The 14497-nt window shown below is 73.0% G+C and carries 14 protein-coding genes and 1 pseudogene; 5 read left to right on the forward strand and 10 right to left on the reverse strand.

The window, feature by feature from the left end:
* Positions 1 to 288 precede the first annotated feature (288 nt).
* Positions 289 to 1116, forward strand: coding sequence for an enoyl-CoA hydratase family protein (locus ACZ43N_RS00910; RefSeq protein WP_468094197.1), 828 nt, complete (start codon positions 289 to 291; stop codon positions 1114 to 1116).
* Entirely contained in the window at positions 1101 to 3494 is a 2394-nt protein-coding gene (locus tag ACZ43N_RS00915) for a bifunctional salicylyl-CoA 5-hydroxylase/oxidoreductase (protein ID WP_468094198.1), read from the forward strand. The genes ACZ43N_RS00910 and ACZ43N_RS00915 overlap by 16 nt, the downstream gene beginning before the upstream one ends.
* Positions 3495 to 3515: 21 nt before the next feature.
* Here the strand turns inward: ACZ43N_RS00915 and ACZ43N_RS00920 are convergent.
* The 3 genes and pseudogenes from ACZ43N_RS00920 to ACZ43N_RS00930 form a co-directional block, all read right to left on the reverse strand.
* Positions 3516 to 4091: pseudogene (locus tag ACZ43N_RS00920) on the reverse strand (adenylyl-sulfate kinase).
* Positions 4092 to 4166: 75 nt separating this feature from the next.
* Positions 4167 to 4985, reverse strand: coding sequence for a PaaX family transcriptional regulator (locus ACZ43N_RS00925; protein WP_468094199.1), 819 nt, complete (start codon positions 4983 to 4985; stop codon positions 4167 to 4169).
* Positions 4986 to 5000: 15 nt separating this feature from the next.
* On the reverse strand, positions 5001 to 6599 hold the full coding sequence (locus tag ACZ43N_RS00930; protein ID WP_468094200.1) for an AMP-binding protein: 1599 nt from the start codon (positions 6597 to 6599) through the stop codon (positions 5001 to 5003).
* A gap of 140 nt (positions 6600 to 6739) precedes the next feature.
* Here ACZ43N_RS00930 and ACZ43N_RS00935 point away from each other — a divergent pair, with 140 nt between their 5' ends.
* Positions 6740 to 7879, forward strand: coding sequence for an acyl-CoA dehydrogenase family protein (locus tag ACZ43N_RS00935; RefSeq protein ID WP_468094201.1), 1140 nt, complete (start codon positions 6740 to 6742; stop codon positions 7877 to 7879).
* A complete protein-coding gene (locus tag ACZ43N_RS00940; protein WP_468094202.1) occupies positions 7876 to 8274 on the forward strand; it encodes a RidA family protein in 399 nt (132 codons plus the stop codon). Before ACZ43N_RS00935 ends, ACZ43N_RS00940 begins: the two co-directional genes overlap by 4 nt.
* Positions 8275 to 8298: 24 nt before the next feature.
* On the opposite strand, the gene ACZ43N_RS00945 is transcribed toward ACZ43N_RS00940, so the two are convergent.
* The 5 genes from ACZ43N_RS00945 to ACZ43N_RS00965 form a co-directional block, all read right to left on the reverse strand.
* On the reverse strand, positions 8299 to 8487 hold the full coding sequence (locus ACZ43N_RS00945) for a DUF5999 family protein (RefSeq protein WP_468094203.1): 189 nt from the start codon (positions 8485 to 8487) through the stop codon (positions 8299 to 8301).
* 248 nt (positions 8488 to 8735) lie between these two features.
* The gene (locus ACZ43N_RS00950) at positions 8736 to 9545 is read right to left on the reverse strand and encodes a carbonic anhydrase (protein ID WP_468094204.1); all 810 of its coding nucleotides are present in this window, start codon (positions 9543 to 9545) and stop codon (positions 8736 to 8738) included.
* A 207-nt stretch (positions 9546 to 9752) separates the two neighbouring features.
* Positions 9753 to 10511 (reverse strand): class F sortase, encoded by a 759-nt coding sequence (locus tag ACZ43N_RS00955; protein ID WP_468094205.1) that lies wholly within the window; start codon positions 10509 to 10511, stop codon positions 9753 to 9755.
* Between the two features lie 148 nt (positions 10512 to 10659).
* Positions 10660 to 11247, reverse strand: coding sequence for a hypothetical protein (locus ACZ43N_RS00960; RefSeq protein WP_468094206.1), 588 nt, complete (start codon positions 11245 to 11247; stop codon positions 10660 to 10662).
* Positions 11248 to 11454: 207 nt separating this feature from the next.
* A complete protein-coding gene (locus tag ACZ43N_RS00965; protein WP_468094207.1) occupies positions 11455 to 11991 on the reverse strand; it encodes a DUF4396 domain-containing protein in 537 nt (178 codons plus the stop codon).
* A gap of 199 nt (positions 11992 to 12190) precedes the next feature.
* On the opposite strand from ACZ43N_RS00965, the gene ACZ43N_RS00970 reads away from it, so the two are divergent.
* A complete protein-coding gene (locus ACZ43N_RS00970) occupies positions 12191 to 12904 on the forward strand; it encodes a DUF5134 domain-containing protein (protein ID WP_468094208.1) in 714 nt (237 codons plus the stop codon).
* Positions 12905 to 13169: 265 nt separating this feature from the next.
* On the opposite strand, the gene ACZ43N_RS00975 is transcribed toward ACZ43N_RS00970, so the two are convergent.
* Positions 13170 to 14081, reverse strand: coding sequence for a M56 family metallopeptidase (locus ACZ43N_RS00975; RefSeq protein ID WP_468094209.1), 912 nt, complete (start codon positions 14079 to 14081; stop codon positions 13170 to 13172).
* On the reverse strand, positions 14078 to 14446 hold the full coding sequence (locus ACZ43N_RS00980; RefSeq protein WP_468094210.1) for a BlaI/MecI/CopY family transcriptional regulator: 369 nt from the start codon (positions 14444 to 14446) through the stop codon (positions 14078 to 14080). The genes ACZ43N_RS00975 and ACZ43N_RS00980 overlap by 4 nt, the downstream gene beginning before the upstream one ends.
* Positions 14447 to 14497: the final 51 nt, after the last annotated feature.

Genomic DNA, 14497 nt, shown 5'->3' on the forward strand with positions numbered 1-14497 from the left:
CGAATGGTACGGCGAGCCCTTTCGCGATCACTCGGCGGGCGCCGTACGGGACCTTCGGTCCCGTTGTCGGGCGGTGTACCCATACCGACGTCCCGCCGCTCGCGGCCGAGCCCGCCGTTACGCGCTTGTCGAAGGTCCGTGACCGAGTCACGGAGCCGGTCGGCCCGGACGCACCACCCCCCTCGGCTATCGCGCACTCGTGACGACAGTCAGATATCGGTGATAGCTTCATGGGGAGCAGGTAAGCAGCCGCAGCGTCGCGGTAGCCCCCCGAGGAGGCCGCCCGTCATGAGTCCCTTCACCGGCTCCGCCGCCCGCACCTCCGACTGGCGACATCTGCGGTGCGCGATCACCGACGGCGTCGCCACGGTCACCCTCGCCCGCCCCGAGAAGCTCAACGCCCTCACCTTCGGCGCCTACGCCGACCTGCGCGATCTGCTCGCCGAGCTGTCCCGGGAGAAGTCCGTACGCGCCCTGGTGCTGGCCGGCGAGGGCCGCGGCTTCTGCTCGGGCGGCGACGTCGACGAGATCATCGGCGCCACCCTCGGCATGGACACCGCCCAGCTGCTCGACTTCAACCGCATGACCGGGCAGGTCGTACGGGCCGTCCGCGAGTGCCCGTTCCCGGTGGTCGCCGCCGTGCACGGGGTGGCGGCCGGCGCCGGCGCGGTCCTCGCCCTGGCCGCCGACTTCCGGGTCGCGGATCCCACCGCCCGCTTCTCGTTCCTCTTCACCCGCGTCGGCCTCTCCGGCGGCGACATGGGCGCCGCCTATCTCCTGCCCCGCGTCGTCGGCCTCGGCCACGCCACCCGCCTCCTCATGCTCGGCGAACCCGTCCACGCCGCCGAGGCCGAACGCATCGGCCTCATCAGCCGGCTCACCGGCGAGGGCTTGGCCGACGAGGCCGCCCACCAACTGGCCCACCGCCTCGCCGAGGGCCCTGCCCTCGCCCACGCCCAGACCAAGGCCCTCCTCACCGCCGAGCTGGACATGCCGCTCGCGGCCTCCGTCGAACTGGACGCCGCCACCCAGGCCCTCCTGATGAACGGCGAGGACTACGCGGAGTTCCACGCCGCGTTCCAGGAGAAGCGACCTCCGCGATGGAGGGGACGGTGACCGCGCCCGCCCGGACGAGCCCGCAGCCACCCGCCGGGGCCGGCCGCCCGCACCGCATAGCGATCATCGGCGGCGGCCCCGGCGGTCTCTACGCCGCCGCCCTCCTCAAACGCCTCGACCCCACCCGTGACATCACCGTCTGGGAACGCAACGCCCCGGACGACACCTTCGGCTTCGGCGTGGTCCTCTCCGACGAGACCCTCGGCGGCATCGAACACGCCGACCCGGTGGTGTACGAGGCCCTGCAGAAGGACTTCGTGCGCTGGGACGACATCGACATCGTCCACCGGGGCACCCGGCACACCTCCGGCGGACACGGCTTCGCCGCCCTGGGCCGCCGCAGACTCCTCCAGATCCTCCAGGACCGCTGCCGCGCCCTCGGAGTCGGCCTCCGCTTCCACACGGAGGCCCCCTACCCGGAGTGGCTCTGCCGGACGTACGACCTGGTCATCGCGGCGGACGGCGTGCACAGCGCGACCCGCGAGGCGTACGCGCCGGTGTTCCGGCCGGCCATCGAGACGCACCGCTGCCGTTACATCTGGCTGGCCGCCGACTTCGCCTTCGAGGCGTTCCGCTTCGAGATCGCGGAGACGGAACACGGCGTGATGCAGTTGCACGCCTACCCCTACTCCCGCCCGTCGCCCGACCACCACCCCGCAACGAAGCCCTCCGGGCCGCGGAACCAACTCGGCGCCTCCACGGTCATCGTCGAGATGCGGGAGGAGGTGTGGCGGGCCGCCGGTTTCGAGGAACTGGACACCGCCGAGTCGGTGGAGCGGTGCGCGAAGCTCTTCTCGGACGCGCTCGGCGGACGGCCGCTGCGCTCCAACAACTCCTCGTGGACGACGTTCCGCACGGTGGTCAACACCCGCTGGTCCCACGGCAACCTGGTCCTCCTCGGCGACGCCGCGCACACGGCGCACTTCTCGATCGGCTCCGGCACGAAACTCGCCGTCGAGGACGCCCTGGCGCTGGCCGCCTGCCTGGAGGAACAGCCCGACCTGGAAAGGGCGCTGGCGGCGTACGAGGAGGAGCGGCGCCCGGTCGTCGCCTCGACACAGCGCGCGGCACGGGCCAGCCTGGAGTGGTTCGAGAACGTCGGGCTGTACCGGCGCCAGCCCTCCCGGCAGTTCGCGTTCAACCTGCTCACCCGCAGCCGCCGCGTCACCCACGACAACCTCAGGCTGCGCGACGCGCACTTCACGGGAGCCGTGGAGCGGGAGTTCGGCTGCCCACCCGGCACGCCCCCGATGTTCACGCCGTTCCGGCTGCGCGGTCTGACCCTGCGCAACCGGGTCGTCGTGTCCCCGATGGACATGTACTCGGCGACCGACGGCCTCCCCGGCGACTTCCACCTCGTCCACCTGGGCGCTCGGGCGCTCGGCGGTGCCGGGCTCGTGATGACCGAGATGGTGTGCGTGAGCCCCGAGGGGCGCATCACCCCCGGCTGCGCCGGACTGTGGAACGCCCGGCAGGCCGAGGCATGGCGCCGCGTCGTCACCTTCGTGCACACCCAGGCACCCGGCACGGCCATCGGTGTCCAGCTCGGCCACTCCGGCCGCAAGGGCTCCACCAAGCGGATGTGGGAGGGCATCGACGAGCCCCTGGCCGACGGCAACTGGCCCCTCGTCGCCGCCTCCCCGCTCCCGTACAACCCGGCGAGCCAGACCCCGCGCGAGCTGTCCCGCGCCCAACTCACCGACATCAGGGAGCAGTTCACGGCCGCCGCCTGCCGTGCCGCCCGCAGCGGCTTCGACCTCCTCGAACTCCACTGCGCCCACGGCTATCTGCTCTCCGGCTTCCTGTCCCCGCTGACGAACCGCCGCTCGGACCGCTACGGCGGCCCGCTGGACCGCCGGCTGCGCTTCCCCCTCGAGGTGTTCGACGCCGTGCGGGCCGTGTGGCCCGAGGAACGACCGATGACGGTCCGCATCTCCGCCACGGACTGGGCGGAGGGCGGCACGACCGCCGACGAGGCCGTGGAGATCGCCCGGGCCTTCGCCGCGCACGGGGCGGACGCCGTCGACGTCTCGACCGGGCAGGTGGTGGCCGACGAGCGCCCCGAGTACGGCCGCTCGTACCAGACCCCGTACGCGGACCGGATCCGCCACGAGGTGGGGGTACCGGTGATCGCCGTGGGCGCGATCTCCTCCTGGGACGACGTCAACTCCCTGATCCTCGCGGGCCGCACGGATCTCTGCGCCCTCGGCCGCCCTCACCTCTACGACCCGCACTGGACCCTGCACGCGGCGACCGAACAGGGCTACGAGGGCCCCGCCGTGACCTGGCCCGCCCCCTACCGGGCGGGAAGCCGCCGCCCCAACACGGGCCGCACGGACGCACCCAAGCCGCGACTCACCTTGGAGGGCGCCCCGTAGCCCGGGAGACCGGGCAGCCGGTCATCCCGGGCCGCACCGGGACGGACAGGAGGCCCCGTTCCGCCGGCCTCGCGTACACCGCGCCGACTCCTCGGGCGTCTCGGCCCGGGCCGTGAGCAGCAGCGCCGGGTCGGCCGGCGGCTCGTACGGGTCGTCGACGCCGGTCAGGCCCTTGAGCCGGCCGGCCCCCTGGCGGGCGTACGGGCCCTTGACGTCCCGCTCGGCGCACACCTCCACCAGGGTGGCGACACGCACCTCGACGTTGGGGGTGCCGCTCACGGCGTGGCGCCCCCGGACGGCCTCGCGGCTGTCGGCGCAAGGGGCGATGACGGGGACGACCGACAGCACGTCGTTGCGGGCGAGGACCCCGGCGACCAGGCCGATTGCGCCGCACATCGGTGGTGCGGTCCGCGCGGGAGAAGCCGGGTCCCGCCGAGAGGACGCGGCGGATCTCGTCACCGTCGAGGACCTCCACCCGGTGCACCTCGGACCGCAGCCGCACGGTGAGGACGCGGCGATGGGTGGTCTTGCCCGCGGGCAGCCCGTGAGCCAGACCGTCGCTCCCCGGGCCCTGCGGGCCCTCGACGACGCGGTCACGCGCGTGTTCCCTTCGGTGTGCCGGCGGCCCTGCCGTGCCGTTGCTCGTCGATCAGTGCGATCTTCGCAGGGGCTCTACGTTCCGAGGCCCGCGAACACCGCCCCCGCGTCCCGCAGCCGCTCGTGCAGGGCCCGGAAGACGGCCGCCGAGCGCACCCCCGGCCAGTTCGCCGGCAGCAGCGCCGCCGGCAGCCCCGGGTCGACGTACGGCAGCTGACGCCAGGAGTCCAGGACCAGCAGATAGTCGCGGTAGGCCTCCTCCGGCGGGGTGTCGGCGCGGCGCTCCCAGTCGTGCAGCACGGGCGCGTGCCGGTCGAGGAACGCCTCGTGCTGCTTGGCGATCCCAGCCAGGTCCCACCACCGTGACACCGCCTCGGCCGTCGCCGCGAACCCCAGGTGCTCGCCCCGGAACAACTCCACGTACGGGTCCAGCCGCAGCCGCACGAGGGTGTGCCGGGTCTCCTCGTACAGCCGGGCGGGCGCGATCCACACCCCCGGCGCGGCCGTGCCGAAGCCCAGTCCGGCCAGCCGGGAGCGCAGCACGTGCCGCTTCTGCCGCTCGGACTCCGGTACCGAGAACACGGCCAGCACCCAGCCCTCGTCCTGCTCCGGCGCCGTCGCGTAGATCCGCCGGTCACCGTCCTCCAGGAGCTGCCGGGCGTCGTCGGACAGCGCGTACCCGGCGGCGCCCGCCTCCGTACGGGCCGGCAGCAGCAGCCCGCGGCGCTTCAGCCGGGACACCGAGGAACGGACGGAGGGCGCGTCGACACCCACCGCGGCGAGCAGCCGGATCAGCTCGGAGACGGGCACGGGACCCGGCACCGAACGGCCGTACGCGCCGTAGAAGGTGACGATGAGCGAACGTGGTGCATGCTGTTCGGACACGTTGATCATTTTAGGTCTTCGGTATCACTGCTGGTCACCTGTGGTGCGCAGTCGGAACCGCTGGAGTTTGCCGGTCGCCGTGCGTGGCAGGGCGTCCAGGAACACGATCTCGCGCGGACACTTGTACGGGGCCAGCTGGGACAGGAGGAACGCGCGCAGCGCCTCTCCGTCCCGGGCCGCCCCCGCCGCGACGACGACGTACGCCAAGACGACCTGCCCGCGCGCCTCGTCGGGCCGCCCCACGACAGCCGCCTCCAGCACATCCGGATGGCGCAGCAGGGCTTCCTCGACCTCGGGCCCCGCGATGTTGTACCCGGCGGAAATGATCATGTCGTCGGCGCGGGCGACATGGCGGAAGTACCCGTCCGGCTCACGGACATAGGTGTCACCGGTGACGTTCCAGCCATCCCGCACGTACTCCCGCTGCCGCTCGTCCGCGAGATAACGGCACCCCACCGGACCGCGCACCGCGAGCAGCCCCTGCTCCCCGTCCGGCACCGGCACCCCGTCCGGGTCCTGCACCCGCGCGTGCCACCCCGGCACGGGAACCCCGGTCGTGCCGGGCCGTATGGCGTCGTCGGCCGCGGAGATGAAGATGTGCAGCAGCTCGGTCGCCCCGATGCCGTTGATGATCCGCAGCCCGGTCCGCTCGTGCCAGGCCCGCCAGGTGGCCGCCGGCAGGTTCTCGCCCGCCGACACGCACCGCCGCAGTGCCGACAGATCGTGCCCGTCCAGCTCGCCGAGCATCGCCCGGTACGCGGTCGGCGCGGTGAACAGCACCGACACCCGGTGCTCGGCGAGCGCCGGCAGCAGTTGCTTGGGGCCGGCCTGTTCGAGCAGCAGGGCGCTGGCCCCCGTCCGCATCGGGAAGACGACGAGACCGCCGAGACCGAAGGTGAAGCCGAGCGGGGGAGACCCGGCGAACACGTCGTCCGACCGCGGCCTCAGCACATGCCGGGAGAAGGTGTCCGCGATCGCGAGGACGTCCCGGTGGAAGTGCACGCATCCCTTGGGCCGTCCGGTCGTGCCGGAGGTGAACGCGATCAGCGCCACGTCCTCGGCCGCGGTGTCGACCGCCGGGAACGGCCCGTCCGGCGTGCGCAGGCGCAGCAGGTCCTCCGGCCCGTCCCCGCCGTACGTGGTGATGCTCAGCCCGGGCACCTCGGCCTTCACCAGGTCGTCCACGGACCGTATGTCGCACAGGGCGTGCGAGACCCGCGCCAGCTCACAGACCGTCATCAGCTCGTACGGCCGCTGCTGCGCGAGCACTGTCACCGCGACCGCCCCCGCCTTGAGCACCGCCAGCCAGCAGGCGGCCAGCCAGGGTGTGGTGGGCCCGCGCAGCAGGACCCGGTTGCCGGGGACGATCCCGAGGGCGGAGGTCAGCGTGTGGGCTATGCGGTCGACGCGGGCGGTCAGCTCGCCGTACGTCCACATCTCCCCGCCGGGGGTGCGGAAGACGGGCCGGCCGGGGTCGGTGCCGCCGAGCAGTTCGGCGGCGGCGTTGAGCCGGTCGGGATAGCGCAGCTCCGGCAGGTCGAAGACGAGCTCGGGCCACTGGTCCGGGGGCGGCAGACGGTCGCGGGCGAAGGTGTCGACATGGGCGGTGACCCTGGCGTTCATGACGTTCGCCCCCTGCTCGGTCCCTGCGGTGGTGGACTCGCACGTCGTGGTGGGCTCGCATCTGGAGCGTATCGCCTTGATGACGACAGTCAACAGACCGCGATAACCTGATGCGGCCCGATGGGGGAGAGGGGACGGCAATGACGGCATTCTCGCTCGAACCGGAGCAACTCGCCCGGAGCGCCGACCTACGCGCCCTCGCCGCCGACCGCCTGCGCCCCCTCGCCGAGAAGGGCGAGCCCGGCCGCGTCAACCGCCCCCTCGTCGCCGAGCTCGGCCGACTGGGCCTGCTGCGCCGCCTGTTCACCTCCGGCGCGCTCGACCTCTGCCTGATGCGCGAGTCCCTGGCCTACGCCTGCACGGAGGCCGAGACCGCGCTCGCCCTCCAGGGCCTGGGCGCCCACCCCGTCCACGCCCACGGCACCGAGGCCCAGCGCGCCCGCTGGCTCCCCCGGGTGAGTGACGGCGACGCGATCGCGGCCTTCGCGCTCAGTGAGCCGGGGGCCGGTTCGGACGCGGCGGCCCTGGAACTGCGGGCCGAGCCCGACGGCACCGGCCGCTGGCGGCTCACCGGCGAGAAGTGCTGGATCTCCAACGCCCCCGAGGCCGACTTCTACACCGTCTTCGCCCGCACCACACCGGAGGCGGGCGCCCGTGGCGTCACCGCCTTCCTGGTCCCGGCCGGCCGCCCCGGCCTCACCGGCGCCCCCCTCGACATGCTCTCCCCGCACCCCATCGGCAGCCTCGCCCTCGACGCCGTACCCGTCACGGCGGACGACGTGCTCGGCACACCCGACCGCGGCTTCCGCGTCGCGATGGGCACCCTCAACCTCTTCCGCCCCAGCGTCGGCGCCTTCGCGGTCGGCATGGCCCAGGCCGCCCTGGACGCCACCCTCACGCACACCTCCGGGCGCGAGGCGTTCGGCGGGAAACTGCGCGACCTCCAGACGGTCGCGCACCAGGTCGCCGAGATGGCGCTGCGCACGGAGGCCGCCCGGCTCATGGTCTACGCGGCGGCCGCGGCGTACGACTCCGGCGCCCCGGACGTCCCGGCGCGGGCCGCCATGGCGAAGCTGCTGGCCACGGAGAGCGCCCAGTACGTCGTCGACGCGGCCGTCCAACTGCACGGCGCCCGGGCGCTGCGGCGCGGCCATCTCATCGAACACCTGTACAGGGAGGTGCGGGCGCCACGGATCTACGAAGGGGCGAGCGAGGTCCAACGGGCCGTCATCGCCAAGGAGTTGTACGCGCGAACCGCGGGACAGGAGCCGTCCTCATGAGCACCGAACGGGTGAACCCGGCAGAGCTTTCGCCGCCCATGGGTTTCTCGCACGCCGTGGTCGCCACCGGCGGACGGGTCGTCTTCCTGGCGGGCCAGACCGCGCTCGACGCGGACGGCAAGGTCGTGGGGGAGACGCTGGTCGAGCAGTTCGAGCGGGCGCTCGGCAATCTGCTGACCGCGCTGGAGGCCGCCGGCGGCACACCGGCCGACCTGGCCCGCGTCACCGTCTACGCGGCGGACGTCGCCGACTACCGCGCCCACGCGTCTCGACTCGGCCAGGTGTGGCGGAGTCTGGCGGGGCGGGACTATCCCGCGATGGCGGTCGTCGGTGTCGTACGCCTCTGGGACGAGCGGGCCCTGGTGGAACTGGACGGCTTCGCGGTCCTGCCGTAGCGGGCGGCCGCGGCCCGGGGGGTCTCAGGCGGCGACGGCGAGACGGCTCGGGGCGACGACACGGCCGTCGGGGAGGATCTCACCGGTGTCGTCGAAGACGATCGCCCCGTTGCACAGCAGGTTCCAGCCCTGTTCGGGGTGGAAGGCCACGATGTGCGCGGCGTCGGCGTTCGTGCTGTCGGCCGCGGGGCACTGGGGCTGGTGTGAACACATGGCGCACCTCCACGTCATGGTGAGTGCCGGCGGCGAGTCACCGCCTCGCAGTACCGACGATGCACGCCCCCGGAACCCACCGACAAGGTGTCGCGGCGAGACGTGACAGCACCCGGACGTCTTGTGACACGACGCGGACACAACGCGGGGGTCCTCGTCCCGTCGTCGCTGTGACAGGGCGACGGAGCCGGAGAAGGGGGTCCGGCGGACATCCGCCGGACCCCCTTCACATCCGTCTCGCGCCGGGCTTACTTCAGCAGGTGCACGCGCTGGGTCGTCAGGTCGTAGCGGGCGCCGACGATGGCCACCTTGCCCGTCTTCACCTTCGCGGCGAGATCGGGTTCGGCCGCCAGCTTCGAGCGGACCCGCCGGACGTTCGCGTCGATGGTCGCCGCCACCCGGGCGTCGCCCTCCACGTGGTGGTCGATCGCCGGGGCGATCTGGTCGGCCACGTACTGGATGTGGGCCGGCAGCTTCTCACCGGTGATGTCCGCCTGGACGGCCGCCTTCACGGCCCCGCAGGACTGGTGGCCGAGCACCATCACCAGCGGGATGTCCAGTTCGAGCACGCCGTACGCGACACTGCCGAGCACCGCCTCGTCCAGCACCTCGCCGGCGCTGCGCACGGTCATCAGGTCGCCGAGGCCCTGGTCGAAGACCAGCTCCGGGGGGACGCGGGAGTCGATGCAGCCGAGGATGAGCGCGAAGGGGTGCTGACCGATGGTCATCGCCTTGCGGGTGGTCGCGTCCTGGTCGGGGTACTGCTGGTGGAGGGTCCGCCAGCGGCGGTTGCCCTTCGACAGTTCCTTCAACGCCTTTTCGGGGGTGTCCGGCCGGGTGGGGGTGGCGGCCGGGGCGGAGCGCTTGGTGCGGGCGACGGGCTCCGCTTCGGCGGGGAAGGCGCCGACCGCGAGTCCGCCGCCGAGGACGGCGGTGCCGGCGAGCGCGGCGCGCAGCAGCGACCGCCGCGCTCGGGGCCTGGGGAGGGATATCGGGCCGTCGGCGGAACCGGTCGCCTCTACGCCGTCGCCTCTGGGGGGTGCTTGGTCAGAGTTCACGCGGAGGAACGTACGTCCGACCAAACGTCCAAACGTTCGTGTTGCGGAATCATGGACGAGCGTTGATCAAACATGGTCGGCCGTTGAATCGTTCTTGGCCGTCTGTGGGAACAGTTTTGGACAGCCGGTCGCTTGCCGTTCGCCCGGGTCGCCGGGAGCGCTCCCAGGACTTGGCCCGGCCCCTTGCGGGGCCGGGAGCCGCCGGGCTCAGGTGAGGTGTGCGAAGACCACCAGATTGTCCGTGTAGTCCTTGGCCGTACGGTCGTACTCGCCGGCGCAGGTGATCAGCCGGACCTCCGCACGGGCCGTGTCGGCGTACACGCGCTCGTCCGGGAAGTGGTCCTTGTCGAAGGTCTCCACCTCGTCGACGACGAAGCTCGCCTTGCCCCCGTCGGCCCGTGCGACATGGAAGACATCGCCCTTGGCGAGTCTGCTGAGTCGCGCGAAGACGGCCGGGGAGGTGGTCGTGTCGACATGCCCGGCGATGATCGCCGTGCCCGCCTCACCCGGGGTGGCGCCGTCGGCGTACCAGCCCACGAGGTTGACGTCGTCGGGGGGCGGGGCGTCCAGCTGCCCCGTGCGGCCGATCTGCAACGGGACGAAGGGGGCGTCGACGGAGATCTTCGGGATGTGCAGCCGCACCGGCATCGACCGGGGGAGAGGACTGCCCGCCGGGCGGGCGGCGGGCGAGGCCGCCGCGGAGGGGGTGACTCTCGCGGTGGGGGAGACGGTCGCGGTGGGGGAGGCCGTCACGGCGGGGGAGGCCGTCGGGGAAGGGTGCGCGGCCTGGGGGGCGGGCCGGGCATCCGGCGGCCGGGAGGCCTCGGGCGAGGAACCCTCGCGTCCGAACAGGATGACGGAGAGGATCAGCAGGCCCAGGGCGAACAGCAGAGTGGCGGTCGGTCGGGATCCACGGCGGGTCGGTCCCGGACCGGTGCCGCCGGGGTCGGAGGGATGGGCTGCCACAGGACACCACCTCACAAGGCACGGCAGCGGAACGGGCGGGACAGCGGGACGGGCGGGACAGCGGACGGATCCGGGCGGACGGGCCGCCACACGATGCACGGTGTGGCGGCCCGTCCGCTATCGGGCCGGATATCGCGCCGGGCACGGGTCAGGCCGCGCTTCCACCACTGTTCCTGCGGCGCAGGGCGTACATGCCGGTGCCTGCGACCGCGAGAACCGCCAGCCCGCCGGCGGTCGTGGTCGGTGAGGCGAGCCCGCCGCCGCCCGTGTGCACCCCGCCACGCGGCTTGTCGTGGTCGTGCTTCCAGCCGCCCTTGTCGTGGTCGCCCTTCCACGAGCCCTTCTCGTGGCCCTCCTTCTTGCCCTCCTTGCCCTCCTTGCCCCAGGACTCCTTCCCGGTGTCCTCGCCGGAGGTCCACTCGTCGCCGCCGACGGCGGTCAGGGCGCCGCCGCCCGTGTGAACGCCGCCGTGGGGGCCCTTGTGCCAGCCGCCCTTGTGGTGTTCCTTCTTGTCGTCGCCGCCGCCGACGGCGGTCAGGGCGCCGCCGCCCGTGTGAACGCCACCGTGGGGGCCCTTGTGCCAGCCGCCCTTGTCGTGCTCCTTCTTGTGGTGCTCCTTGCTGTATCCGTTGTCCTCGTGGTCCCACTTCTCCCCGTCGGCGTAGGCGCCGGGAGCGGTGATGGCGAGGACGGCCGTGGCCGCCGCTGTCGCGAAAAGCATGCGGGCTGAACGCATTTGGTGGGTCCTTCCGTCACGACCAGGCAGCTGGCGCTTCGTCAGCTGAAGGGACCCGGCCTTGACGTGATCCACCGTCAGTCGGATTCCCGCTCGCCACCACTCGGGGCGCTCAGCCGGGTGAACCGGCGGGGCTCGGCCCTCCCGTGACCACTCGTTCGGCTCCGGTCGCGGTCCCGCCGGCGGCCGGAGCCGCCGGACGGGTGGTCAGTGGTAGGCGTGGACCACGGCGTGGCCCTTGCCGCGGCCGATCATCCACTTGTTGACGGGCGTGGTGATCAGGAAGGCGACCGCGAACCCGCCGAGGAGCGCCGACCAGAACAGCCCGTCGGACAGGTGGGCGTCCATCGCCCCCGGAGTCAGGGCGATGATCACGTTGTCGACCAGCTCCATCACGGCGATGGAGACGGTGTCGGCGGCCAGCGCCACCTTGATCGCCCTCCGGAGGTCCAGGCCCGCGCGGCGTACCGCGAACAGCGTGAACGAATACCCGAACGCGAACGCGAGGACGATGGCCAGCGCCATCGTCGGCACATTGCCCCACCGCAGCGCGGTGCCGATGACCATCCCGAGGATCTCTCCGATGGCGCACCCGGTCAGGCAGTGCAGCGTCGCCTTCACCGCCGTGCCCCAGGACGCTCCGCCGTGCCCTTCGTGGGACATCGCGTGGCCTCCGTGGCCCGCGTGGCCCTCATGGGCGGCGTGGTCGTGCGCGGTGCCGTCATGGTGAGCGCTGTGGTCCATGACCTGTCATCCCCATCCTCGTCCGTGCGATCCGTCCCTCGACACACAGCACACTATACCCCTGGGGGGTATGTGGCCAGTAGGTGGGTGAGCCGGGTCCGAGCCTGCCGCCGCGAAGTGCCGCGCATCCCGCTGAGCGGTATCGCCGACCGTCACGTACTAAGGAGGTACGTAGTAGTCGACGAGCGGTGGTGGCGATGTGACGGGACACCTTCTGGGCTGGACGGTGGTGGTGCTGGGCGCCGGGGTCGCCGTCGGCAACCTCGTCCGGATGGCGCTGGTCGGCGGCTGGGCCCGGTTCGAGGCGGGAGCCGAGGTCGTGATGGGCGCGGGCATGGCCGTGATGGCGGCGCCCCCTACGGCGGCCCTCTACGGCACGTACGGCCTGTGGTGGGCGGCGGTCTTCGCCGTGCTCTGTCTCGGCGGCGTGGCCCTCTCCGTACGGCACGTCAGGAGCGGTGGCGTACGGCAGCTGGGGCACGGCGCCCATCTCGTGATCGGCAGCGCCGCCATGGTGCTCATGACCCTGGCCATGCCCGGTGAGAGCTCCGGACCGACGCTCGCCCTGGGCGCCTCCGGGCACGGACACGGGCACGGACACGGGGCGATGGCCGGCATGGAGGGCATGGGCGGTGGCCACGGCGTGGCCGAGGCCGCCGCGTCCTCGGGCTCCGCCGCGCTGTGGCGCGCAGCCTTCTGGGCGCTGGCCGCCTACTTCCTGGTCTTCGTGGCCCTGGCCGTACGGGCCCGGTTGCGGGGCCCGGCCGCGTCCTCCGGGACGGCCGTCCCGAGGGCCCGCCACCGCCGCGCCGCCCGCACCCCCGCGGTGCTCTCGGCCCCGAACGCCCGTCTGGCCGGTCACGTCGGCATGGGCGGCTCGATGGCGACGATGCTGCTGATGATGACGGCATGACGGCATGACGGCGTGACGGCGTGACGGCGTGACGGTGCCGCCCGGTCATGCCGTTCCCGCGGCCGTGAATTCCAGACGGAGCGGGTATCCGCCGCCGGCCGTGGGGCTGGAGGTGGTCGTACCGCACCGGGAGTCCGGCGCGCCGGTGCAGGCCGGCCGGGCCGTGGTGGGCGCCCGGCGAGTCGGTGCCGTGCCGGCGACGGTGGTGTGGACGCGGTCCACGTCCGGCATCCGGACGAGGCGGCGGCGGACGGGCGGTGGCGGGTCAGCCGAGGCCGGGCGGACAGACGACGAGCAGGGGCAGCAGCGGCACCGTCACCGCCACGGCGGCCATGGCGGCCGACAGGGCCCGATGGGGAGTCCTGTGCGGGCCGAGCACCCGCCGCACACGGATCAGCACCGCCCGGCCACCCGCCCCGAACGCGCCGCGCGGCGCCCGGGCCGCCGCCATCTCGTACATCGCGGTCGCCAGGGCCTCACGGGAATGCCCGTGCAGGGCGCGGTCGTCGGCGACCATCTCCAGCAGCAGCGCCGTCTGCTCCCGGACGTGGCGGGTCAGCGGGAGCCGGCGGAAGACGGAGTGGAACGCCTCCGCGGCGGCCAGGACCAGATGATGGCGGCCGGCCACATGGGCCTGCTCATGCTCCAGTACTGCGGCGAGCTGCTCGGACGTCAGCTCCCGGACGGCCCCGTCGCTGACCACGATCCTGGGCCGGCGGCCCGGCAGACAGTAGGCGGCGGGCACGTCGTACGGCAGGACGACGGCACCCAGCCTGACCGACCGGCGGCCCACCAGATCCACGGCCCGCCGGTGGCGCGCCCGCGCCCGACCGGCCCGTACGAGATGGAAGGCGAAGCTCCCGGCCAGGGCGAATCCGAGCGCGGCGGGCAGGGCGGCGGCGAGCCGGGCGGCGGTCCGCGGACCGGCGTCGCTCCCGAGGACGGCGAGCCCGCAGGAGTGCAGCAGACCCAGCAGGCCCTCGTGCGGATGCCCGGCGGGCATCGCCAGGTGGTACGCGGTCAGCGCCACCCCCAGCGAGAAGGACAGCGCCAGCGCGTGCCAGACCGCGAGGGCCGTTGCGGGCGCCCGGTGCGGCCAGTCGGCCCGCACGAGCAGCGGCGGGGCGACGAAGCCCACCAGGGCCGTGTAGGCGACGAGGACGGGGGTCGCGTTCACGGTTTCGCCTGTCGTCCCACGCTCCGCAGGGCCTTGCGCAGGGCGGCCACCTCTTCCTCGGTCATGTTCTCCACGAAATGGACCAGCGCGGCCGGCCGGTCCCTGCTGGCGCCCAGACCGTCCTCCATGAGCGCGGCGGCGTACGCCTCACGGCTGCGCACGGGGGAGTAGAGCCAGGCGCGGCCCTGCTTGCCCCGCAGCAACCAGCCCTTGTTGTAGAGGATGTTGGTGACCGTCATCACGGTCGTGTAGGCCACGGGCCGGGTCCGGTTGATGTCGTCGACGACCTCGCGCACCGTCGCGGGGCGGTTCCAGCTCCAGAGGCGGTCCATGATCTCCGCTTCCAGTTCCCCCAGCCGCCGCATGCCCCGACTCCCTCTCCCCGCCCCGACGTACAAGCTGAGTACGTAAGTCCA

The organism is Streptomyces sp. NPDC030814, from assembly GCF_055572155.1.